This is a genomic window from Ruminococcus sp. CAG:330 (assembly GCF_000437175.1).
Classification (GTDB): Bacteria; Bacillota; Clostridia; order Oscillospirales; family Ruminococcaceae; genus Ruminococcus_C.
Map to the genome: position 1 here is coordinate 16,581 of NZ_FR898089.1, position 24,286 is coordinate 40,866.

The window sequence follows — 24,286 nt, forward strand, 5'->3', positions numbered from 1 at the left end:
AGCGCCGGTTTTCATTACAATGCCATATTGAATGATTAGTTTGCCAACCGGATTTTACTTTGCCGGAAGTTCGTTGATCAAGTGTACGAGGAACTTCAGCAGGGTCATGCTGTCGTCCGCAGTAACAGTTCCGTTGGAATCGCAGTCTGCGTTTGCCTTTGCAGTAGCATTCAGCTCTACCGTGCCAGCAACAGCCTTGTTCAGCAATACTGCGTCTGCCAGATCAACGCTGCCGTCCAAGTTTACATCGCCATAGAAAACATCCGTCGGATTTACCACAACTTCAGAGGTCGTAGTTTCTGTGGTTGTCTCAGATTCCTTGGTCGTCTCGGATTCCTTGCTGGTGTCAGAAGTTTCCACAGCTGTGGTAGTGGTCTCACCGGACTCCGATGTGGTAGTCGTAACTTCCACAGAAGTTGTGGTCTCTTCCAGTGTTGTTGTTGTGGTTGCTTCTGTGGTCTCCTCGGTCGTAACCTCTTCCTTAGATTCCGGCAGATATGCATCGGTCAGAACGACATTGGAAGTCGCAATGCTTTCACCAGGACCATCATTTGCCCACCAAATCTGAACCATACCGTCGGTCTGCTTCTTTACCACTTCGACAATTTTAGCGATCAGATCCTCGTCTGTTACAGTATCCTTTCCGTTGTTGTAAGTGATGTTGTATACATCCTTATCCAAATCAACGGAAATCGTGCCGGACTTTGAAATCTCCCACTTATAGGAAACCCAGTAATCCGTACCATCTACAGTTGCAGATACGCCAAGACAGCCGTTAGCAAAGGCAACATTGGAATTGGCTTCAAATACCAGATATACCGTCTTACCCATAGACTTCGGCGCAAAGCTGATATTGTAGTTTCCGCTATCCTCGGTGATTTTTGCGTGGATACCCTCAGTTGTCTGACTGGTTGTGGTAGTCGTTTTTGTCGTGGTGGTAGTTTCAGAGCCGTCTGAAGTAGTAGTCGGTTTCGTTGTGATTGTTCCGCCGTTGCTGTACAGATCATCCGGCAGCTCATCCAGTGTGATGCAGTAGTCACTCTGGTACATCTCGATCAAATCGTCCTTCTTATTGAAGAGCTCGTTGGTCAGGAAGTTGGTGCTGTCCGATCCGCCATCATACCACGGACAGAAATATAGCCAGCCAGCCTTTTCTGCAGTCAGATTGCCAACTGTCGGAATGCTGTCGTTCTCAGACATTGCAACCATCTTCTTGCTATCATACTTCTGCATGATGCTATAGAATGTGCTGCTGATGGCGCTGTCATTGTGATTGAGCACTGCCGAGCCGGTAGACCAGTCAGTGCAGTTATACTTATCGTATGCGATCAGGTCAACATACTCATCTCCCGGATACCAATCCGCAGAAGTTTCATATGCATAGCTGTTCCACTCCCAAATCAGGTTGTGCAGACCATATTCCTCGGTCAGGGTCTTGTAAGTCAGCTTCCACAGGTCCTTGTAAACCTTCGAACCGGACTTGCCCCACCAGAACCAAGAACCAGTCTCTCCGCCGCCGCCTTCTGCTTCATGCAGCGGGCGGAAGATGAGCGGAACGTTGGCATCCTGAAGCTTCTGCAGTTCAGCAGCCAGATTCTTCAGGCAAAGCATATAATACTCGTATTCCTTGGTACCTTCAACGATTGCCTTGGAGGTATCGAAATCAGTTTCCTTCGGAACATAAGTAGCATCTGCCCACGCAACGCTGTCACCCAGTGTATAGCTGGAGAAATTCTTCGGAACGGTAATATGCCAGGAAGCGGTTGCGATACCCTGCTTGCTTGAATCATACGGATTGTTGTTGACCCACTCAATAATACGATTGGTCGTGCCGTCCTCGCTGCCATACAGCGGATTGCAGTTCAGATAGTCGAAGCCACGGATTGCCGGAAGCTTTCCGGTGGTATCCTTGATATAGTCGAACTCATAGGGAAAATCGTGCGGGCCATACTTGTAGATTTCCTGCTGTCCAGAAATGATGTGCTCACCGTAAACGCTTGCCATGTAGGACATCAGGCTCTGTGCCTGAGAAGTTGCGCTCGGGTCGCAGCAGGTCGTCTGGGAAGCAGAGATATCCGGAAGGGAAGCCTCTTCAATAGTCAGGTAGTCAATGTCAGTCCAGCCCCAGCTGCTCTTCACAGTGATTTCATTTTCACCGGCATTCAGTTTCACCGTACCACATGAAACATCAGCCCACTCATTTGCAGCGGTCTTTGAACAACTAAACTGTCCCTGATCCACACCATTTACAAGCAAATTGTGAAGCTTATCTCCAAACGGTGCAGCATAGCGAATTGTAACATTGTACATGCCTGTGGATTCTACAGAAACATTTACAGTTGCAGTCTCTCCGCCATTTTCCAAAAATACGAACTTGTCGCCAGAAGCGCCTTCCTGCCAACGCTCTGTTCCATTTTCCTGAATCGTAGCACCAACAGGAGTGCCATCTTCAAACTCATACTTCTGTGCACCTGCAGCAGACGTTGAGAATGAATAACACAGCATGCAATTGCATGCCAAAACACTGGCGGTCAACAGCGTCAGTGTTTTTCTTGAAAGTTTTTTCATTGGGAACCTCCTCAAATTTTCAAATTAAATATAGTATACCATATTCTCTGTGGAATGTCAATCGTTTTTGTCTTATTTAAACAACTTTTTTATTCTAGTTTCTTATGATATCTTAACAGAGCCAGATTTTCCTATATTTAAATTGATAACAAATAGCACAGAAAATACATCGTGTAAAAAGTGCGTAAAATCTTAAAAACTGCGACTTGTCCACTTGTCATTTTTTCATTTTTGTGGTATACTATGTCTACAAGCGAATTTCTTTGGGGAAGGAGTGTAAGTCTATGCTGCATCATTTAAAAAGATGGGATCGCTCGCTGCTCTTGTGGATGCAGGAACATTTGCGAAAGGGCGGCGTCACACTTTTCATGAAAATCACCACATTTCTCGGAAATGGCGGTATCATTTGGATTGCTGCCTGCCTATGTCTGCTCTTTCGCCCTGAAGCACGCCGTGCAGCTGCGTCCGGTTTGATTTCACTGCTCTTTTCTGTGATGATTAACAACGCAATGCTGAAAAATTTGGTGGCACGTATCCGCCCGTTTGACCATATTCACGAACTCAAAATTCTGATTCGCCGGCCAAAAGATTTTTCATTTCCCTCTGGGCACACATCCAGTTCTTTTGCTGTTGCAACCGTTTTCCTCTGTATGCTTCCGCTTTGGATTGGAATTTCGGCATTGCTTCTCGCCTCGCTCATCGCATTTTCCAGATTGTATCTGGGTGCACATTATCCCTCTGATGTGCTGTGTGGCATGCTGCTGGGAATTCTGTTCGCATTCCTCGCACAAATTCTGGTTCACGTTCTGTTGGATAACTGCACATGGATGCCGGAGGCAATCCGCCTTTGGTTTCCGAAAGCGTAAGTCTAAAAAGCCAAAATGGAAAAAGGTGTACAGTGCAAGATTTCCTCTCTGCGCTGTACACCTTTTTGAATCAAAATTTTCTCGAATCAGTCCAGGTTTTCCAGATCTTTCTGCCAAAGTGCAACACAGGCATCACTGGGCATCCGCCAATCGCCACGGGGCGACAGCGTCACGCTGCCGACTTTCGGTCCATCCGGCAGGCAGCTTCTCTTGAACTGCTGGGAGAAAAAGCGCCAGTAGAACTTGCGGAGCCACTTCAAGATCATCGCATCATCATAGGCACCCTCAAACGCATGCTTTGCCATCCGGTAAATCTTATGCGGTGCAAATCCGAATCGAAGCACATAGTACAAGAAGAAGTCGTGAAGCTCATACGGCCCGACAATGTCCTCGGTCTTTTGCGCAATCGTGCCGTCCTGCTCCGGCGGGAGCAATTCCGGACTCACTGGCGTATCCAGCACATCCTGCAAAATATTGGAGAGTTCCTGCGGTGTCTGCGATGCCTCATAAGAAACCAAATACCGCACCAGTGTTTTCGGAATGGAAGCGTTTACCGCATACATACTCATATGATCGCCGTTATAAGTCGCCCAACCCAGCGCAAGCTCTGAGAGGTCACCGGTACCGATGACAATTCCGCCGGTCTGGTTGGCGAGATCCATTAGCACCTGCGTTCTCTCACGTGCCTGAGAGTTCTCATAGGTGACATCATGAACCGACTCCTTGTGTCCGATATCCGCAAAGTGCTGCCGCACACTGTCTTGAATGGGGATCTCACGCAGCGTTGCACCATACGCCTCCGCCAACCGGCAGGCATTCTGATAGGTGCGGTCTGTTGTTCCAAAACATGGCATCGTCACAGCAACAATTCCGGCAGGATCTAGGTGACACAGCTGGAATGCGTGCACCATAACGATCAGCGCCAACGTGGAGTCTAATCCGCCGGACAACCCCACCACAGCAGATTTGCAGCCGATGTGCTTCAGACGGGTTGCAAGTCCGGTTGCCTGAAGCATCAGGATTTTTTCGCATCGCTGTGAGAGCATCTGACTTCCGTGGGGAATAAACGGGGTAGAATCAATGTACCGGTTCATTGCTGTTTCTGTCAACGCCATAGAAAACGTTGTCTTTTGTACTGTATTCATCGGCTCAGAGAGAAACGTATTGGAACGGCGGCGTTCTCCTGCCAACCGCTGCACGTCTACAACCGCAGTAAGGATTCCCTGTGTAAACAGCTTCGACTCCGCCAGAATTGAACCGTTTTCCAGAATCAAATTGTGTCCGGCAAATACCATGTCCTGTGTAGACTCTCCAACGCCGGCATCAGCATACAGATATGCACACAATAAGCTGCCGGACTTTGCCTGAAGAATTGTGCGCCGATAGTTCTCTTTTCCGATGATCTCATCGCTGCACGACAGATTGACGATAATTGTTGCGCCGGATTTTGCCATTGCCACAGATGGCGTATCACCAACCCAAACATCCTCGCAGATCTCTACTCCAAACGAAAAGTCGGGGAGCTCTGCACAGCTGAAAACTTGCAATGCGCCAAACGGAACCACATACACTTCCGCATTCTGATGCCATGTGACGGAAAGTGTCCCATTGGCATCCGGCCCTTTTGCAAAATGCCGCATTTCATAAAACTCGCTGTAGTTGGGCAAATTCTTTTTCGGCACCAAACCCAAAAGCTTGCCGGCATAGCAGACGGCTGCGCAGTTATACAGCGCACCCTCCAGCGCATAGGGAAGCCCCACCACCAGAATTGCGGAAATATCCTTTGTTTGTTCCAAAATGTCTGACAGCGATATTTTTGCACCATTCAACAGGGTTTCCTGTAAAAACAAATCGCCGCAGGTATATCCTGTGAGGCAAAGTTCCGGAAACACCACCAATTTTGCACCATCAGCAGCTGCTTTTTGAAAAGCAGAAACAATCTGTTCTGCGTTATAAGTACAATCCGCCACACGAAGCGGCGGGGTTACACAAGCGACCTGAATCAATCCATCTTTCACTTCTGTCTGCAACTCCTTTATACATCTTCTGAAATCAAAATTGCCCTGCTTTTTGGCAAAGACAATTCTTCTCAGTTTCTATTATACTCGAAAACCGCAAAAAAAGCAAGCTGTCAAATCATAATAAATTCGCTGCTTGCATAGCCGATTAGCCCTTGGTAAGAAATCACATCCCAATTTCCGGTTCTGCTATAAACTGTGACAAATGCACCGTTGGGAATCGACCCGATGATTTCACCTTGCATAGATGGAAATTTTCGCAAATTTAGGTTGCTTCCATCTGTCACCACAGTTCCACGGAAAATCGGTCCCGCCTCCACGAGCGGAATTCCAAAATAATCGCAGAGGGACTGCGTCAGATTTATTGCAATGTTGGTAAGATTCTCCCGAATCCAATTCGCATCCTGCTCATTGTCGTGATACCCAATTTCGCACAAAATTGCCGGTGCTTTGGTTTGCGTCACTTCTCCCAAGGTTGTTGTTGGACGAGCAGTACATTTATCCGGCAGGGGATAAATGCTCATAAAATTGTTTGCTGTAATCACTGCAAGCTTCTGACTATATGCATCGTATGGAGAGTAGTAGATATCAATTCCACGCAATTGCCCCGACAAATTTTCCGGTGCCGCATTGCTGTGCAAGGCGAGATGAACGTCGAAATATCCCGCATTGGAATCGGCAATTGCGCCTGCAACATTTCTCTCCGGATCATTGCGGACATAAGAAATTCCACTGGAACGAAGGTATGGTTCCATCCGATCTGCAAGTAGATTCATATATTCCTCTTCCGTTCCGCCGCCTGTGTAAGCGTTCCACTCCTGTGTGGAAGGACTCAAAAAAACACTTGGCATATTCCATAAGCCTCTTTTCTATCGAAAGATTTTGAAGTAACATACTTCTATTTTCAATTTATTCCGGCAGCTCGAAAAATGTTCCGTTGCATTCCGTCTTAATTTATGATACAATAAAGATAAGTTTCGAAAAGGAAGTGGTTGATTTGAAAAACAACAAAATGGTCACGTCTATTCTGCACTATGCCATGATTACTGTAGGTATTATGATTTACAGTATTGCACTGGAAATGTTTTTGGTGCCAAATTCCGTGCTGGACGGTGGACTAACCGGTATCGCACTCATGATAAATTATAAGACCGGCATTCTGCTTGGTGCAGTGACTTTCGTTCTCAACTTTCCCTTTGTCCTCTTGGGATGGCGCATGCTTGGAAAAAGATTTGCATTTTCCTATTTCTATGCAATGATTCTCCTGACTGTCTGCACAGCACTCCTGCATGATGTCAGCCCTATCACAGACAATGAATTGCTCTCCATTGTCTTTGGCGGAATTCTCCTTGGAATCGGTGTAGGTCTTGTCATCAAAGGCGGTGCATGTCTGGACGGAACAGAATTGCTCGCCATGATCCTCAGCAAGAAAATCCCCGTTTCTGTCGGACAAGTAATTCTGGCAACCAATCTTTTGATTTTCTCCGTATCCGGATTCATGTTTGGCATTGACCGTGCACTCCTATCCCTGCTCACTTACATCATCGCCTCTAAATTGATCGATCAGATAGAAACCGGGTTCAACGAGGCAAAGCAAACCATCATCATTTGCAACGACGGAACTACGATCGCTTCTGAAATCTACGCCAAGCTCGGACGAACCATGACCATTCTGGATGCACACGGTCTTATCAGCGGCAAAAAAGATATGATGTACTGCGTCATCACTCGTTTGGAACTAATGGAACTGCGGAGAATTGTTGCCAAATACGATGGCAGTGCATTCATTACCGTTTCGGATATTTCAGAGATCATTGGCAATCACATCAAGCAAACCTCGGAGCAAAAGACAGAGGAAATTGCGCAGCGTCCAGATTTCCGTGAAACACTGGAGGAAGAACAAAAGGAATTGGCTGAAAATCACAAGTAAGCATTCAAAAATCAAACATAGAAAAAGTGAGCACCTCCATTCCACAGCGGAAAAGAGGTACTCACTTTTCATTTCAATTTCTTTGAAAAATCGTTATTCCTGAACGAGCTGCTTCATGTCGTAAAGACCGGCCGGCTTTCCGCACAGGTAAACGGCTGCATTCACAGCACCAACTGCAAATACCGTCTTCGAAGCGGCACTGTGCGACAGGGTGATCACTTCATCCTGTCCGGCAAAAATCACATCGTGCTCTCCAACAATGGTACCGCCACGAATGGAATGCATTCCGATTTCCTTCGGATCACGCTTCATCCGTCTTGCATGGCGGTCATACACATAATGGTATTCGTTGTCCAGCGTTTCGTTAATGGCGTTGGCAATCATGATTGCTGTACCGCTGGGTGCGTCGATCTTCTGATTGTGGTGCTTTTCCACGATTTCGATATCGAACTGACCGCCCAGTACAGTTGCCGCTTTCTTTGCCAGCTCTACCAGCAGGTTGATGCCCAAAGACATATTGAAAGTGAAAAATACAGGGATTTGCTGTGCAGCCGCCTGAATTTTTCCGATCTGCTCCTCCTGATAGCCGGTTGTCGCCAGAACCAAGGCCACATTGTTCACCAGTGCATATTCCAGAAGTCCATCCAGAGAGGACGGATTTGAAAAGTCGATGATGACATCCGGCACACTCGCCAGATCTGACGGCTTTTCTACAATCGGGAAATCCGCATACTTGGCAGTATAGGAGTCGATTCCACCGATTACCGTACAATCCTCACGGCCCTGAATACAAGAGGCAACAGTATGCCCCATCTTTCCGTTTGCGCCGCAAATTACAATTTTTGTCATATTCCTGCCTCTTTTCACGTAAACGTTGTTCTGCTTACTTTGCAATCATTCCATATGCCAACAGAGTCTCACGCATTGCTTCCTTATGCGCATCGCTCATATCCAGAAGCGGCATTCTGCACGGGCCAGAGGGCATACCAAGCTGGTTCATCGCATCCTTTACCGGAATTGGATTGACTTCCATAAACAGATCGTTGATCAAGCGCAAATACTTCAGCTGCAATTCCGATGCTGCTGCAAAGTTATTTTCCAAGCAGTACTGCGTCATCTGGTGAGTTTCCTTCGGCAAAACGTTGGACAGAACAGAAATAACACCCTTACCGCCCAGAGACATAATCGGAACGATCATGTCGTCATTACCGCTGTAGATGTCGATCTTGTCGCCGCACTTTGCAGCTACCTTTGCGGTATAGCCAATGTTTCCGCTTGCTTCCTTGATGGCAGCAATGTTCTTATGCTCTGCCAGTGTTTCTACTGTGCTAACATCAAATCCAACACCTGTCCGGCTGGGAACATTGTAGAGGATGATCGGCAGATCTACACTATCTGCAATTGCGTTGTAGTGCGCTACAAGGCCACGCTGTGTGGTCTTGTTGTAATACGGGGTAACGATCAGCAGACCGTCTGCACCAAGCTCCTGCGCTTCCTGAGAAAGCTCAATTGCATACTTGGTATCGTTGCTGCCGGTTCCGGCAATAACCGGAACACGGTTGTGTGTGTGATCGACTGCGAACCGGATGCACTGACGGTGCTCATCGTCTTCCAGTGTAGAAGATTCGCCAGTAGTACCACAGATGATGATCGCATCTGTGCCGTTTTCGATCTGAAAGTCAATGTTTCTTCCCAGACCCTCATAGTCCACAGTTCCATCTGCCAGCATCGGCGTAATAATGGCAACGCCTGCGCCAGTAAAAATTGTATTTTTCATGGTAATTACCTCCCAATGGTAATTCATTTGCAAAGAACTTGTTGCAATTCCAATCAGATTAATCCATATAGCCCTTTGCTGCCAGCAGTTCTGCCAGCAGTACACCGCCGCCTGCTGCACCACGGAGTGTGTTGTGGGACAGGCAGACAAACTTATAGTCAAACATAGTGTCTTCTCTCAGGCGGCCAACAGAAACTGCCATACCGCCCTCAATGTTCCGATCCAGCTTAGCCTGCGGACGATCGTCTTCCTGGAAATAGTGGATGAACTGCTTCGGTGCAGAAGGCAGCTCCAGATCCTGCGGAACACCCTTGAAGTCTTCCCAAATCTTCAGGATTTCTTCCTTCGACGGCTTCTGCTCAAACGATACAAATACAGCAGCAGTGTGTCCATCAGAAACCGGCACACGCAGGCACTGCGTTGTAATCAGCGGGCTGTCAGCGCTCACGATCTGACCGTTTTCAATCTTACCCCATACCTTCAGCGGTTCCTTCTCCGACTTCTCTTCCTCACCGCCGATATACGGAACAATGTTATCGAGAATTTCCGGCCAGCGCTCAAAGGTCTTACCAGCGCCGGAAATTGCCTGATACGTGCATGCCAGAACATTCTTAATGCCGTACTTCCGCAGGGGAGACAGCGCCGGCACATAGCTCTGAATGGAGCAGTTGGACTTTACTGCAATAAAGCCACGCTTTGTTCCAAGGCGCTTCCGCTGGCTTTCAATGATTTCAATGTGCTCCGGATTTACTTCCGGAACAACCATCGGTACATCCGGCGTAAAACGATGTGCAGAGTTATTGGAAACAACAGGGCATTCTGCCTTGGCATAGCGCTCTTCCAGTGCACGAATTTCATCCTTCTTCATATCAACTGCGCAGAATACAAAATCAACCATGCCAGCAATCTTGTCTACGTCTGCAGTTGCGTCGAACAGAATCATATTCTTCATTGCTTCCGGCATCGGCTTCTGCATTGCCCAGCGATTGCCAACTGCTTCCTCATAGGTCTTTCCAGCCGAGCGGGGAGAAGCTGCCAATGCAGCCACATGGAACCAAGGATGGTTCTCCAGAAGCGTAGCAAACCGCTGGCCAACCATACCAGTTGCGCCGATAATGCCAACCTGATACTGTTTCATTTCGTCATTCCTCCAAAAAATTCTTAAAAATATGAAAAAACCGGTTGAAAACCGGCGGCTCATGCGATATAATAGAATAGAATGACGTGCACCAATTCAGTGCATCGCCGATAGCACTCCATCATAACGATGACAGTCATACCCCTCTTCGGAAATATGCCCAGAAGCTGTGTCACCGGTACAGCCTCTTCGGCACGCACGCCTTTTTGCTCTGCATTTCTTGCGGACTGGTATCCTGTCAGAACATACTCTTCGTGAGTGCGCCTCTACCTATTCCTATCATATCATTTCTGTGGGAATTTGTCAATATTAATTTTCGAAAAACAGGAGATACCCATGAAAAAATCAGATTTTTATTACAATTTGCCGGAAGAACTCATCGCACAGACGCCCATTGAGCCACGAGATCACTCCCGTCTGATGCAGATTGACCGAAACACAGGCGAAATCCAGCACAAGCATTTTTACGATCTCTATGACATCCTGCAGCCTGGCGATCTGCTTGTCATGAATGACTCCCGTGTTTTGCCGGCACGTCTGTATGGAGAGAAAGTAGATAACGGTACCTTTATTGAATTTTTGCTCTTGGAGCAAAAAGGGGAGAAGCTCTGGGAAATCATTTGCCGTCCCGGAAAAAAAGCAAAGGTCGGCGTGAAGTTTTCCTTTGGCGGCGGACGACTGATCGGCGAAGTGATAGAAGTAAAGCCGGACGGAAACCGCATCGTGCAGTTTACCTGTGAGGGAAACTTTTACACTGCACTGGAAGAAATCGGACAAATGCCGCTTCCGCCGTACATCCACGAAAAACTGAAAGACAAGGAGCGTTACCAGACGGTTTACTCCAAGGAACTCGGTTCCGCAGCGGCACCGACAGCCGGACTGCATTTCACAAAAGATATGCTGAAGAAGCTGAAAGAGAAAGGTGTAAACGAAGCCTATGTGACACTGCATGTTGGCCTGGGAACATTCCGTCCGGTAAAGGAAGATGATGTCCTGCAGCACCAGATGCACAGCGAACACTACCATCTTCCGCAGGAAACTGTAGATATGATTCGTGAAACAAAGAAAAACGGCGGTCGTGTTATTGCAGTCGGAACTACCTCTTGCCGGACACTGGAAGCCGTTGCAACTGCACATCACGGCGAACTGGTAGCAGAAGACGGCTATACGGATATTTTCATCTATCCCGGCTATCAGTTTAAGGTGCTGGATGGCTTGGTCACGAATTTTCATTTGCCGGAAAGCACTTTGATTATGCTGATCTCTGCATTTCTGGGATATGAAAAGACCATGCACGCCTACGAAATCGCTGTACAGGAAAAATACCGCTTCTTCAGCTTTGGCGATGCTATGTGCATTCTGCCAGAGACTAACTAAATGAGCATGCATACGCCTGAAGAATTACAGCAGATTATCACACAGATTGACACAATTGACTGGTCGCAATATCATACAGCATATGGAAACGCATCCGGAATCGAAACCAATCCGAAAAAATGGTGGGAAAGATTTCTTCCAATGTCCATGATAATGCATCGTCACAGATATTTTGACGAGGATTGCAGAGATCAGGCAAATATCGCAAAATGGCTAAAAATACTTTTTGCAGAGCAGGAAATGGATGCAAGGAAAGCAGCATCAAAATTAGAGAATGCACTCTGCCACCAACATGTTATGGTTGCAGATGCTGCACTTCCTGCTTATGACATTTTGATATATTGTCTAAAGACAACTGACAGTGCGTTATTGACAGAAGATTTGCTGGATATTTTACGTGGTTTTGCTGCTGGTGTCTCCAAAATCCAATTTGGTGCAACATGGGCGGTTTCTCTTCGAAAAAAGTTGATGCAAGATGAAAGTATATTTGCATCTTATTTTTCCAAAGAAGAGAAAGAAACTCTTATTGCAGCGTTTGCTAAGGAGATTTGCACATTGCTGCAAACTCCTCCGATTATGACACAAGGATAAAACAGAAAGGAATTTACACGAATGTTTACACTTTTAAAAACCGAAGGATATGCCCGAAGAGGCATCTTTGAAACTGTACACGGCACCATTCAGACACCATTCTTTATGAATGTAGGAACTGCCGCAGCCATCAAAGGCGGAATCTCTTCCATCGATCTTGAAAATCTGAAGTGCCAGGTGGAGCTTTGCAACACCTATCATTTGCACCTGCGCCCGGGAGACAAGATTGTGCACCAAATGGGCGGACTGCATCAATTCATGAACTGGCATCGTCCGATTCTCACAGACAGCGGCGGATTTCAGGTGTTTTCTCTGGCGAAGCTGCGCCGTATTAAGGAAGAGGGCGTTTACTTTCAGTCTCACATCGATGGCAAAGCAATCTTTATGGGTCCGGAAGAGAGCATGCGGATTCAATCGAACCTCGGTTCTACCATCGCCATGGCATTTGACGAATGCGTTGAGAATCCTGCACCGCTGGACTACGTGAAAAACTCCTGCGCCAGAACAACCCGCTGGCTGATTCGCTGTCAAAAAGAAATGCAACGTCTAAACAGTCTGGAGGGGACTATCAATCCGCATCAGATGCTGTTTGGAATCAATCAGGGCGGAACATATGATGACATCCGTGTCTCTCATATGCGGGAAATTGCAAAGCTTGGTCTGGATGGTTACGCCATTGGCGGTCTGGCAGTTGGTGAGCCAACAGAGATCATGTACCACATTATTGAGCAGGTAGAACCGCATATGCCGGCAGATAAGCCTCGTTATCTCATGGGCGTTGGGACTCCGTCTAACATCATTGAGGGCGTTGCACGTGGTGTGGACATGTTCGACTGCGTTATGCCGAGCAGGAACGCTAGACACGGAACCATTTTCACATGGGATGGCATCCTGCACATCACAAATGCTGCCTATGAAACAGATTCTCAGCCGCTTGACCCCAAGTGTGATTGTCCGGTATGCCGGAATCACACCCGTGCCTATGTGCGTCATCTGTTCAAAGCAAAGGAACAGCTTGCCGGACGCCTTGCCGTCATGCACAACCTTTATTTCTATAATACGCTGCTGGAACGAATTCGTGAGGCACTGGACAAAGGGAAGTTCGCACAGTTTCGCAAGGAATACAGTGAACGTCTGGCACAGAGAATCTAAGCAGAGCAGGCAGATTTCTTCGAACAAATCTTAAACACAAAAACGGACGCTGTCAAAGGGCAGCGTCCGCAAGTGTTACGTCGATTTGAAATGGTTTTGTTTGTGCTTCAGCGTAAGATTACTCGTAAATCGGTTCCAGAACAGCGTATTTTCCATCCGAACGCTTGTAGACTACATTTACCTCATCCGTGCTTGCATTGATGAACATAAAGAATGTGTGTCCGATCAGATCCATCCGCAGGATTGCTTCTTCCACGCTCATGGGATTCATCACAAATTTCTTGTGACGAATTACCTCGTGATCTTCTTCCTCCACAGTATCATCTGCCGGAATATCATAAAAGGCAGTGGTCTTTAGCTTCTTTTCTACACGTGTCTTATTCTTGCGAATCTGGCGAATGATCTTATCAATCGATGCATCCAGTGCATCTTCCTTATCTACAGCAGACTGCTCTGCACGGTAAATCATATTGTTGTAGGTGACAGTCAATTCAATGACCATGAGATTCTTGTGGTTTGCCATTGTGATTTTGGCATCTGCTTCTTCACCGAAAAATTTGTCCAGTCTTGCGCTCAGTCGTTCTTCTGCGTACTCTGTAAACTTCTGGGGGATCTGCATTTTTTTTGCGGTAATTGTAATTTTCATGATAAGTTCCTCCTTCTGCATGCTCTTTTTCATCCAAGAGAATTCAAAGAACTGCTTGTTTCTCTTATTATAACATACTCCTATTTTTTTGGCAAGCATATTCTTGAATTTTGTGTAATTTGAACAAAAGAAAAATTCTGATTTGGACAATTTGCATGTGGATAATCTCTGATTTTTGTAAAATATTGTAAGATCATCCGATATACCATCTTGCATTCCATAAAACTTTTTGGAATCCGCCCGAATCTTATACTTGCATATTTGAAAAAAATGTATTATGATAGAGATGGAATTTATCCTTTATCTAAGTTACTGGAGGTGTATTTATCCTATGCTTGAAACAGTTCTCACATCGCTGCAAAAAATGCCATTCTATTCTATTGCACTCAGTGCAGTTGTTGTGTTTTTCATTGCGATTAGTATTCTCACAATGTTCTCTCAAGCAAAAAAAGAAAAAACCGTAGAACAGCTTCGTTGGAAAAAGGTAAGCGCAGACATGGCGCTCTTTGATGCTTCCAAGCGGCTCATCATTCCGCTGGAGGCGGACGAGATTCTCGTGGGGAGGCATGGCTCAGCGGATATTCGGTTTGCAGACATGAGTGTTTCCAGATATCATGCGATCCTCTATGTTTCCAACGGCGTATGGAGTATTGTCGATTTGGGCTCCAAATCCGGAACATTTGTCAATGGCAGACGAATCCGCTCTCAGGTGCGTTTGAAAGACCAAGACGAGATTCAGTTTGGAAACAAACGTGTTGTTATACGGCAAAGGAGGCGAAAGCAAAATGTATAAAAACGGACTCTTCTATGGGAAGTGCACTGCAATTGTGCTTATTACACACATTGTTATGCTGGCTGCGATTTTGCTCCGTGGAAAATATGAAAACCCGCAGCAAATCATTCCGCTTGCGGTTGCAGTCATTGGCTTAGACATCGTCTATTGCACTGTACTGAAGCTCTTCTACAAACAGATGACATACACCCTTGATTTTATGCTGATTCTGCTTTTAAACATCAGCGTAATCTTTCAGTCCTGTTTTGGCAGCATCGGTTTTTCGTTCAAGCACTATATCACTTGTATCGTTGCACTTGCCGCATGCCAGCTCGGATTTCTTCTCACGAGGAATCACATGTGGATTCAATCAAAAAAGACTGCACTTTACATTGTCTTAGTCGTTCTCATGTTAAGCATCATCTTTTTGACGGGAAGCCGAAGTATGTGGATCAACATCGGCTCCATTAGCATTCAGCCCTCTGAATTTATGAAACCAGTGTTTGTGCTGCTGTGTGCCACATCCATCCGGGAACAGCACGCAAAGAAAAAGATTCTGTTTTTCTATATCTCAAAAGAAATGATCATTCTATCCGTTGCTTTTGTCGCAATTGCCGGATTGCAATGGTGGAGCCGCGATCTTGGTTCTCTTCCCACATTTGCTGCCGCATACGGATGTGCGCTGGCGTGCCGGCTCTGTTATCCAAAGGCAAAGTTTTCCAAGAAAACAATTGTTGGAATCAGCGTTATTGGTGTTATTGTCATTGCTGCTGCACTAAAATTTGCGCCTGGGTACGTACAGGATCGACTGTCCGTTGACATCTGGAATCAGATGGACGGAAATGGATACCAGCAGTGTCAAGCGCTGATTGCCATTGCAGAAGGCGGACTTTTTGGAAAAGGACCCGGCTGCGGTTCTCTCCACAATGTGTTTGCCTATGAAACGGATATCGTTTTCTCCACGATCTGTGAAGAGTGGGGCTTCTTGGTAGCACTTTTGACAATTGTGATTCTGATGGCAATGATGCTGCTTCCCATGATCAACAAACCGAGAAGCTACTTCCACACTACCATGATTCTTGGCGCAGTTGCAGTCATGATCGTACAAATGGGATTGAACATCTTTGGTTCCTGCAATCTAATTCCGTTTACCGGTGTTACCATCCCGTTTATCTCACAGGGCGGAAGCTCTATGCTAACAAGCGGATTTTTAGCCGGAATGCTAAAGGCTGGGCAATCTCCGGTATTCCGAAAAGTAGAGCAGAAGCCTGTAAAAGCTTCCGCTGCTGCGAAGAGAAAGGCGGCTCATCGATGAAAAGCATTCAAAGTATTCGGCGTGGAGAGCGCCTAATTATCCTTATTTTGATCGTGTTTTTTCTGGGCATGGCAATTCTTGTTTGGAAGGTTGTTCACGAATCCGCATTCTATATGTCCCATTCCAGCGACGTTACTCTTGGCATGGTGTACGACCGAAAAGAACAGGTCTTGTTTGACCCAAATGCCAGCACCGAAACCTATGATCCATCCTATTTTATTGATGTGGGGAATGTCATTGGTGACGACAGCGGACAGATGACCAACACATTGGTTTCAGAGAACATCGAAGATCTGCAAAACTACAGTCTAATTTTTGGTGCCACACCACACGGAAATGCGGCAATCTATAGCACTTTAGACCATAGCGTCAATCAAACTGTATACAATGCCTTCGGCAGCAAAAACGGCGCTGCGATTGCCTACAATTATCAGACCGGTGAAATTTTGGTATGCGTCAGCAAGCCAAGTGTCAATGTTCTGGATGAATACACCAATGTATCAGAACTTCCGGAGGGAAGCTTAATCTGTAAAGCATTCTATGAAACCGTTCCCGGTTCCACACAGAAAATTGCAACCACAGCTGCTGCATTGAAAGAATACGGTTATGATGGACTTCTGTCAAGATCTTACACCTGCAACGGAATATACACCACCAAATACAATCAGCAAATCAAGTGCCACGATCTCAATGGTCACGGCACGGAAAACATCATCCAAGGATTTGAAAACAGCTGCAATCCGTTTTTTGCGCAGCTTGTACAGGATCTTCCATTGGATCGGCTGATCTCAACATATACCCAGATGGGAATTTCCGTAAACGGTGCCAAACAGAATGTCATTGACATTGATGGAATCTCCTCTTTTAGTGCCTCTGCGCTGCTCACAGATACCAGCGATTTTGACACCATGTGGAGCTGCATGGGGCAGAGTGAAACACTCGCAAGTCCCTGTCAGATGATGATGTGGGAAAGTGCTATTGCCAATGCAACAGGGCAGGTTACCATGCCGCATTTGATTGACCACAAAACAAGTGTTACAGGAAAGACAACCTACACTGCAAAAACATCCTATGGAGACACCATCTTTTCTGCAGAAATCGCATCCGAACTGAAACAGATCATGCGTCAGAACGGACAGGATCGTTATGCTTCTATCGGCTATCCGGTAGGTGTAAAAAGCGGTACAGCACAAGTGGAAAACGGCGCAAAGGAAAATTCGCTGCTTGTCGGATTTAACGATGATCCGAATCTTCCCATTGCATTCTGCGTGGTAATCGAAGATCGTATTTCCGGCGAACTGTCCACTTCTGATTTGGTTTCTACAATGCTGCAGGCGCTGGATTCGTCGCTGCATGCTTAATCAGAAAATTTCTCACAGAAGCCAAGAAAAGCTCTCACAGTGTATTGTGAGAGCTTTTTTGATACTTTTCGATTTTGTCTTTTTCCGATTAAAGCGAATTGATCTTCTTAAACATATCCTGCATTTTTGCATCTGTTGCTGCAATGGTTTCTGCGCATTCTTTCAGTTCTCCAGTCAATGTCGCAGCGACCTTGGGATCACCAGTTGATTTGTAGTGCAGCTGATGTTCCAAGCTTGCCCAAAAGTCCATTGCAATCGTTCGAATCTGGATTTCAACCGGTGCGATCTGTACGCCTGTGGACATGTGCACAGGAACATCCAGAATCATATGAAAGCTGCGGTAGCCATTCGGCTTCGGATTTTTGATGTAGTCCTTAATCTTTCTGAGATGGAACCCGCTTTGCACTGTGAGAAGATCTGCAATTGCATAGATATCATCAATGTAATAACAGATCACACGAACACCAGCAATATCCATCAAGTTATTTCTGGCGCTCTCCGGCGTAACCGGCATACCTTTTCTCTGTAATTTCCCGACAATGCTCTGCGGTGTTTTGATCCGGCTTTCAATGTTATGAATGGGATTTCTTTGAAAACGCATGCTAAACTCATTGTCAAAAATTCCGAGCTGAGTTTTTACCAGTTCAATTACGGAGTCATAGAGATGTTCCAATTCCAAAAATGAGTAAAATGCATCCTGAATCTGATCCTCTTTATTGGCGGGAACCACATCACGAATGGCATCCAGATAAAAATTTTTTTCATCCATTGACAATCACCTCCGAATGAAACAAAAAACGCACACAATTTTTGGGTTCTTGCGTACGTTTTTCGATAGTTGGCTTATGGGACTTTACGATTGTTCTTTTTGTTGAAATGCATGGATAGGAAACAGAACAACGCTCTGAGATTACGGAAGCAGACGGTTGATGTCACGCGGGAACATACTTGCCTGACGCACATTGGACAGTCCGAGGAGCTTCATTACCAGACGCTCCAAACCGATTCCCAAGCCGCCATGCGGCGGAAGACCGTATTTGTGTGCCTCCAGATAATACTTGAAGTCCTCCGGATCCAATCCCTGTGCATGCATCTTTTCCAACTGCTCCTGGTAATTATGGATACGCTGACCGCCACTGGTAATTTCCAATCCACGGAATAGCAAGTCGAACTTGTATGCCAGACGAGGATCTTCTCTCGAATTCATCGCATAGAACGGCGGCTTTGAGGACGGGAAGTGGGTGACAAAAATGAAATCACTTCCAAAAGTCTCCTTTGCATACTCGCAAATTGCAACCTCATCTTCCGGTTCCAGATCCAGCTTGTTCTTAGAGCCCTTGTTTCCGAGGATTTCCTTTGCCTCCAGCAGTGTTACACACGGAATCTCCTTGATAACCGGCACGTCTGCCTGAAGCAGATCCAGTTCATAAGCATAGTGCTCTTTGAGATATTCCATAACATAACGCAGCATAGCAGTTTCCATCGCCATAACATCGTACATGCTGTCAATATAGCCCATTTCAAAGTCAAGGCCAATATACTCGTTGATGTGACGAGAGGTCGCATGCTTTTCGGCACGATATACCGGTGCAATTTCGAAAACACGATCGAAAAATGCAACTGCAGTCTGCTTATAGAACTGCGGAGACTGGTTCAGGAATGCGGGCTTATCGAAATATTCCAGATGGAAGATATTCGCACCGCCCTCAGCGCCCTGTGCAACGATTTTCGGCGTATGGATTTCCGTAAAGCCTTCCTTCAGCATAAATTCACGGAATCCGCCTACAACGCCCTCCTGCACCTTAAAGATAGCACGCTCATATACGTTACGAAGTGCAACTGAGCGATTATCCAAGTTGACATCCAGAGAGCAGCCAAGCTTCTTGTTTGAAACTTTCAGCGGATAATCCTCGTTAGAGCCAGAGATCAGCTGCAATGCAGACAACTGCACCTCAACACCGCCAACTGCCTTTTCATTCTGCTTTACAACACCACGTGCCAGAACAAAATTACCCTCACGGAGTCCATCAATCGAATCCTTGCACTGTGCCGGTGCGTAAAGTGTCTGAATCAAGTAGCGTCCGGTTCTCAGAATGATAAATGCAAATTCGCTCATCTTGCGAATCTTATGCACACAAGCTCGAATGGTAATTTCTTCGCCCACATGATCGGCTGCTTCCGAGAAATCGAATTCCGACAGCAGCTGATCTGTACTGATCTGCAGAATGCCATCTTTCCGTTCCGGACGATACGCAGCCTCATTCACATAAGGCGTGCAGGAAACTTCGGTTTCCTTAACCGTTTCCTCAGAATCTGCTGCAGCTTCGCTTGTGCCTGAAACAAGAGTTGCTTCACTCAGCTTTTTCTCCAGAATTTCCTTCATTGCTGCAGGCGTGCAAACGCCACGGAGTTCTTTTGTGCACTGACCCATGAGGAATCCAAAGACTTTCTTTTCGCCGCTCTGATACTGTGCAACAGCGTCTGCCTGCTTTGCGAGAATCTCAGCAATGACTGCTTCTGCCTTTGAGGTATCATTGGCAATGAGCATTCCAGACTCTTCTGCAATGGTCTTTGCATCCTTTCCGGTTTCGATCATCTTACGCAGAATTTTCTTCGCATCGTTCTTAGAAACCTGCTCGGTATCTGCCATTTGAACCAGCTGCGCAAATTCCTGTGCAGAGAAGGGGAGCGCTTCCATCGTCACTTCACCCAAGTTTACACGGCGGAGCAGCTCAACAATAACAAAATTCGCAATGCTTTTCGGCTGCGGATATGCCTCCACGGCAGCATCATAGAAGTCGGAAACACGCTTCTGATTGACAATGATCTGCGCATCATTTTCCGGCAAACCGTACTGCTTGGTATAGCGTTCCATTCTCTTCTGCGGAAGTTCCGGAAGCATGCCACGAATTACATCCAGCATTTCATCTGTGAGATTTACCTGAAGAATATCCGGCTCCGGAAAATAACGATAGTCGTGCGCATTTTCCTTGCTTCTCATAGAAGTAGTTTCGCCCTTGTTATCATTGAAACGGCGGGTTTCCTGAATGACACGTTTTCCGGCATCCAGCAAACGGGACTGCCGCTTGATCTCATAATTGATTGCTCTTGTGATTGCCTTGAGAGAGTTCAGGTTCTTGATCTCCGCACGTGTTCCGAACTGTGTGTCCTCCGGACGCATCAAAGAGATGTTGACATCGCAACGCAGCGAACCCTGCTCCATCTTACAGTCACATACACCGGCATATTGCAGCAGCAGGCTGACTTTTTCAACAAACGCCTTTGCCTCTTCCGCAGAGGAGATATCCGGCTCTGTTACAATTTCAATCAGCGGAATACCGCAACGGTTATAGTCTGCCAGAGAAACGCCATTGAAATCATCGTGCACCAGCTTTCCGGCGTCCTCTTCCAGATGGATGTGGTTGATACGAATATACTTCTGACCATTCGGGGTATCGATGGCTACTTTGCCCTCCAGACACAGCGGATAATAGAGTTCCGAAATCTGATATGCTTTCGGAAGATCCGGATAGAAGTAATTCTTTCGGTCGAAAGAAGAGAACTTGCTAATATCGCAGCCCAGCGCCATACCTGCCTTTACAGCATATTCTACGGCTTTCTGGTTGATTACCGGAAGTGTGCCGGGCATACCGGTGCAGACCGGACAGCAGCGGGAATTGGGGCTTCCGCCGAACTCTGCGCTGCAAGTACAAAAAACCTTGGACTGTGTCAGAAGCTCCGCATGGATTTCCAAACCAATAACAGGAATATAAGATGACATAATAAAACACAGACCTCCTTAAAGTTTCGGTGCAACAGGTGTGAACTGCTGTTCAAAAGCATCTGCAACCTGCAAGATGGTTGCTTCATCGAACTGCTTGCCGACAATGGACATACCAATCGGCATTCCTGCTGCATTGTAACCGCACGGTGTCGAAATCGCCGGAAGGGAGGCAATGTTAACGGTAACGGTACAGATATCTGCCTGATACATTTTTACCGGATCCGAGATGTTCTCGTGAACACCGTATGCAACAGACGGCGTGGTTGGCGTCAGGATGACATCACATGTCTCAAAAATATGCGCATACTCTGCGGAAATCCGCTGCTTCAGTGCCAGCGCCTTCCGATAATATGCATCATAGTAACCGCTGGACAGAGCATAGTTTCCGAGAAGAATCCGGCGCTTCACCTCTTCGCCAAAACCCTCGCTTCTGGAATTGCAGATCAGTTCCTGGAACGTATCGCCAATCTCACTGCGATGACCATACTTGATTCCATCATAGCGAGAGAGGTTCGACGATGCCTCGGCGGATGCAATCAGATAATACGCAGCAACTGCATATTTCAGGCTGGGCATACTGCATTCTACCAGCTGTGCGCCCATGGATTCATATGCCCTTGCAGCCTGCATGACAGAATCACGAATCTCCGCATCAATGCCTTCCCCATAGAATTCCTTCGGAATGGCGATTTTCAAGCCCTTGATTTCCTTGCCAAGCTTGGCAGTATAGTCTTCCACATCCCGTTTAGAAGCCGTTCCATCATGCGGATCATATCCTGCAATCGCATTCAGAATCCAAGCACAGTCTTTTGCATTCTTGGCAATCGGCCCGATCTGATCCAGAGAAGAAGCAAATGCCACCAGACCATAACGGGAAACACGGCCATAAGTCGGCTTCAGACCGGTTACGCCGCAAAACGCTGCCGGCTGACGAATTGATCCGCCGGTATCAGAACCAATTGCTGCGGCGGCAAGAGAAGCTGCCACAATGGCTGCGGAACCGCCAGAAGAACCGCCGGGAACACATTCTGTATTGTACGGGTTTCGAGTCTTTGCAAAAGCAGAAGTCTGTGTGGAACCGCCCATTGCGAATTCGTCCATGCTTGCTTTGCCCAGCATTACAATATCCTGAGAAATCAGCTTTTCCATGACAGTTGCATTGTACGGCGGAATAAAGTCCTCCAGCATCTTAGAAGCACAAGTAGTCCGCACACCATCGGTACAGATGTTGTCCTTGATTGCAAAAGGGATCCCGCAGAGCATGCCTGCTTTTCCTGCATCAATCTTTTCCTGTGCTTTTTTTGCATCTGAAATTGCCTGTTCCGGTGTCACCGTAATATAGCTTTTCAGCACGTCATCATACTTCCGGATGCGATCCAGATAATCCTGCGTCAATTCTACCGCAGAGATTTTCTTTTGATCCAGCATCTGCCGCAGATGTTCTATTGTAAAATCCATATTGTTTTCCATCCGCCTCGTTTGGCGAACGCCTCCTTTTCATTTTCAGTACTGCACACAAAACATGGGCTTTGTTATTCTACGACCTTCGGCACAACAAAGCAGTTCTCATCGTGTACAGAATTCTGCAAGATTTTCTCTGTCGGGAAGCTTGGCTCCTTGACATCTTCTCTCAGGTCATACAGATAGACATTTTTATTGTCCGCATAGGCATCATATTCTACATCGATTTCTTTGACCGTGTCCATGATTCCAATAATGCTAGTCATCTCAGCTGCCATCTTCTCCATTTCATCCTCTGTGAAGCGAAGTTTTCCCAGTTCAGCCAAATATGCAATCATTTGTAAATCCAAATCCAATACCTCATTTCTGCATTCCGCACCCATGTAAAGCAAGCAAAACAGGAGTACGCATGTTATCCATGGCATGCCCGAACAGATTTGTTCGGCAAATATACCATATGGTCTGTTTTATTATAACACAGTGCCCCGTATTTTGCAAGTTTTTTCTTTGATGGAAGTATAAAATTCCTGATTTTCAAAAAATTTCAGGATATAACTTGATTTTTTTCTTGTTTTTCGTTATAATAGAAAGTGGTATTTTCAGAATAAGGAGGATTCTTATGCAGATTTCAAAGGCACAGGAAGCAGAACAGATGCTGACCTTTTCCAAAATGACCGGAATTGGAAATGATTACATCTATGTCAATTGCTTTCAGGAAACCGTTGTGAATCCGGAAAAGCTCTCGATTTTCATGAGTGATGTACGCTTTGGCGTAGGATCAGACGGTTTGGTTCTGATTCTTCCATCCGAAATGGCAGATTTTCGGATGCGAATTTTTAACGCTGACGGTTCTGAAGCAATGATGTGCGGAAACGCAACAAGATGCATCGGAAAATATGTCTATGATATGGGCATGACAGATAAGACAGAGATCTCTCTGGAAACAAATTCCGGAATCAAGTATCTGACGCTCTATCCTGGAGAGGATGGTAAAATCGAAAGCGTAAAGGTGGATATGGGAAAGGCGATTCTTGTTCCTCGTGACATTCCCGTGGATTCCGCTTTGGAGCGCTTCATTGCACAGCCTGTCGAGGTTGCAGGAAAGACCTATGAAATGACCTGCGTTTCTATGGGAAATCCACACGCTATTGTATTCCTGCCGGAAGTGAACTCTTTGGATCTGGAGAAAATCGGACCTTCTTTCGAACATCATGTGCTTTTCCCGAATCGTGTCAACACAGAATTCGTGCGCGTCATCAATGATCACGAGCTCCAGATGCGTGTTTGGGAACGGGGAAGCGGCGAAACATTCGCCTGCGGAACCGGTGCCTGTGCAACCGCAGTTGCAGCAGTTTTGAATGGCTACTGCAAGAAAGGTGAGGAGATTCTGATTCACCTGCGCGGCGGTGATCTGCGCATCATCTATCACGAAGATGAAAATGTCACAATGATTGGACCGGCGACCTATGTGTTTGAGGGGAAAATCAATGTACCGGTTTCTTGCAGAACGCTCTAAGTGCATTTTTCTGT

The 24,286-nt window shown here is 46.4% G+C and carries 20 protein-coding genes and 1 riboswitch; of the genes, 9 read left to right on the forward strand and 11 right to left on the reverse strand.

Translation table 11 applies throughout. The features are described from left to right. Positions 1-54: 54 nt before the first annotated feature. Entirely contained in the window at positions 55-2,568 is a 2,514-nt protein-coding gene (locus tag QZL66_RS10305) for a glycosyl hydrolase (protein WP_022411635.1), read from the reverse strand. A 284-nt stretch (positions 2,569-2,852) separates the two neighbouring features. On the opposite strand from QZL66_RS10305, the gene QZL66_RS10310 reads away from it, so the two are divergent. Further along, positions 2,853-3,434: a phosphatase PAP2 family protein gene (locus QZL66_RS10310; RefSeq protein WP_022411636.1), complete on the forward strand. Its 582-nt coding sequence runs from the start codon at positions 2,853-2,855 to the stop codon at positions 3,432-3,434. 86 nt (positions 3,435-3,520) lie between these two features. On the opposite strand, the gene QZL66_RS10315 is transcribed toward QZL66_RS10310, so the two are convergent. Both QZL66_RS10315 and QZL66_RS10320 read right to left on the reverse strand, forming a co-directional pair. Beyond that, positions 3,521-5,452, reverse strand: coding sequence for an NAD(+) synthase (locus tag QZL66_RS10315; protein ID WP_022411637.1), 1,932 nt, complete (start codon positions 5,450-5,452; stop codon positions 3,521-3,523). A 113-nt stretch (positions 5,453-5,565) separates the two neighbouring features. Then, on the reverse strand, positions 5,566-6,303 hold the full coding sequence (locus tag QZL66_RS10320) for an SH3 domain-containing protein (RefSeq protein WP_022411638.1): 738 nt from the start codon (positions 6,301-6,303) through the stop codon (positions 5,566-5,568). A gap of 146 nt (positions 6,304-6,449) precedes the next feature. Between QZL66_RS10320 and QZL66_RS10325 the strand changes: the two genes are divergently transcribed. Beyond that, entirely contained in the window at positions 6,450-7,382 is a 933-nt protein-coding gene (locus QZL66_RS10325) for a YitT family protein (RefSeq protein ID WP_022411639.1), read from the forward strand. 93 nt (positions 7,383-7,475) lie between these two features. Here QZL66_RS10325 and dapB read toward each other — a convergent pair whose 3' ends face one another. From dapB to asd, 3 genes are read right to left on the reverse strand one after another with little or no spacing between them, the layout of a single operon-like run. Next, positions 7,476-8,231, reverse strand: a complete 756-nt coding sequence (gene dapB / locus QZL66_RS10330; protein WP_022411640.1) for a 4-hydroxy-tetrahydrodipicolinate reductase — start codon at positions 8,229-8,231, stop codon at positions 7,476-7,478. 34 nt (positions 8,232-8,265) lie between these two features. Beyond that, positions 8,266-9,159 carry a 4-hydroxy-tetrahydrodipicolinate synthase gene (gene dapA / locus QZL66_RS10335; RefSeq protein ID WP_022411641.1) on the reverse strand — a complete coding sequence of 298 codons (894 nt, stop codon included), beginning with the start codon at positions 9,157-9,159 and terminating at the stop codon, positions 8,266-8,268. A 58-nt stretch (positions 9,160-9,217) separates the two neighbouring features. Then, positions 9,218-10,297 (reverse strand): aspartate-semialdehyde dehydrogenase, encoded by a 1,080-nt coding sequence (gene asd, locus QZL66_RS10340; protein ID WP_022411642.1) that lies wholly within the window; start codon positions 10,295-10,297, stop codon positions 9,218-9,220. A 103-nt stretch (positions 10,298-10,400) separates the two neighbouring features. Further along, positions 10,401-10,574: riboswitch (Lysine riboswitch) on the reverse strand. A gap of 59 nt (positions 10,575-10,633) precedes the next feature. On the opposite strand from asd, the gene queA reads away from it, so the two are divergent. Genes queA through tgt form a run of 3 tightly spaced genes read left to right on the forward strand, consistent with a single transcriptional unit; the run spans position 10,634 to position 13,417 of the window. Beyond that, positions 10,634-11,674 (forward strand): tRNA preQ1(34) S-adenosylmethionine ribosyltransferase-isomerase QueA, encoded by a 1,041-nt coding sequence (gene queA / locus QZL66_RS10345; RefSeq protein WP_022411643.1) that lies wholly within the window; start codon positions 10,634-10,636, stop codon positions 11,672-11,674. Continuing rightward, a complete protein-coding gene (locus tag QZL66_RS10350) occupies positions 11,675-12,265 on the forward strand; it encodes a hypothetical protein (protein WP_022411644.1) in 591 nt (196 codons plus the stop codon). 21 nt (positions 12,266-12,286) lie between these two features. After that, positions 12,287-13,417 (forward strand): tRNA guanosine(34) transglycosylase Tgt, encoded by a 1,131-nt coding sequence (tgt, locus tag QZL66_RS10355; protein ID WP_022411645.1) that lies wholly within the window; start codon positions 12,287-12,289, stop codon positions 13,415-13,417. Between the two features lie 118 nt (positions 13,418-13,535). Here the strand turns inward: tgt and raiA are convergent, their stop codons facing one another. Then, a complete protein-coding gene (gene raiA, locus QZL66_RS10360) occupies positions 13,536-14,063 on the reverse strand; it encodes a ribosome hibernation-promoting factor, HPF/YfiA family (protein ID WP_022411646.1) in 528 nt (175 codons plus the stop codon). A gap of 277 nt (positions 14,064-14,340) precedes the next feature. On the opposite strand from raiA, the gene QZL66_RS10365 reads away from it, so the two are divergent. Genes QZL66_RS10365 through QZL66_RS10375 form a run of 3 tightly spaced genes read left to right on the forward strand, consistent with a single transcriptional unit; the run spans position 14,341 to position 17,511 of the window. Beyond that, positions 14,341-14,856, forward strand: coding sequence for an FHA domain-containing protein (locus QZL66_RS10365; protein ID WP_293615027.1), 516 nt, complete (start codon positions 14,341-14,343; stop codon positions 14,854-14,856). Next, positions 14,849-16,150 (forward strand): FtsW/RodA/SpoVE family cell cycle protein, encoded by a 1,302-nt coding sequence (locus QZL66_RS10370; protein ID WP_022411648.1) that lies wholly within the window; start codon positions 14,849-14,851, stop codon positions 16,148-16,150. Before QZL66_RS10365 ends, QZL66_RS10370 begins: the two co-directional genes overlap by 8 nt. After that, positions 16,147-17,511: a penicillin-binding transpeptidase domain-containing protein gene (locus QZL66_RS10375; protein WP_022411649.1), complete on the forward strand. Its 1,365-nt coding sequence runs from the start codon at positions 16,147-16,149 to the stop codon at positions 17,509-17,511. Before QZL66_RS10370 ends, QZL66_RS10375 begins: the two co-directional genes overlap by 4 nt. 88 nt (positions 17,512-17,599) lie before the next feature. On the opposite strand, the gene QZL66_RS10380 is transcribed toward QZL66_RS10375, so the two are convergent. From QZL66_RS10380 to QZL66_RS10395, 4 genes are all read right to left on the reverse strand, one after another. After that, positions 17,600-18,280, reverse strand: a complete 681-nt coding sequence (locus QZL66_RS10380) for a GTP pyrophosphokinase (RefSeq protein WP_022411650.1) — start codon at positions 18,278-18,280, stop codon at positions 17,600-17,602. 141 nt (positions 18,281-18,421) lie between these two features. Further along, positions 18,422-21,292: an Asp-tRNA(Asn)/Glu-tRNA(Gln) amidotransferase subunit GatB gene (gene gatB, locus QZL66_RS10385; RefSeq protein ID WP_022411651.1), complete on the reverse strand. Its 2,871-nt coding sequence runs from the start codon at positions 21,290-21,292 to the stop codon at positions 18,422-18,424. An 18-nt stretch (positions 21,293-21,310) separates the two neighbouring features. Then, entirely contained in the window at positions 21,311-22,753 is a 1,443-nt protein-coding gene (gene gatA, locus QZL66_RS10390) for an Asp-tRNA(Asn)/Glu-tRNA(Gln) amidotransferase subunit GatA (RefSeq protein WP_022411652.1), read from the reverse strand. Positions 22,754-22,827: 74 nt separating this feature from the next. Continuing rightward, the gene (locus tag QZL66_RS10395) at positions 22,828-23,106 is read right to left on the reverse strand and encodes an Asp-tRNA(Asn)/Glu-tRNA(Gln) amidotransferase subunit GatC (protein WP_293615028.1); all 279 of its coding nucleotides are present in this window, start codon (positions 23,104-23,106) and stop codon (positions 22,828-22,830) included. A gap of 305 nt (positions 23,107-23,411) precedes the next feature. Between QZL66_RS10395 and dapF the strand changes: the two genes are divergently transcribed. Next, a complete protein-coding gene (gene dapF, locus QZL66_RS10400) occupies positions 23,412-24,272 on the forward strand; it encodes a diaminopimelate epimerase (protein WP_336309471.1) in 861 nt (286 codons plus the stop codon). The last annotated feature ends 14 nt before the right edge of the window (positions 24,273-24,286 follow it).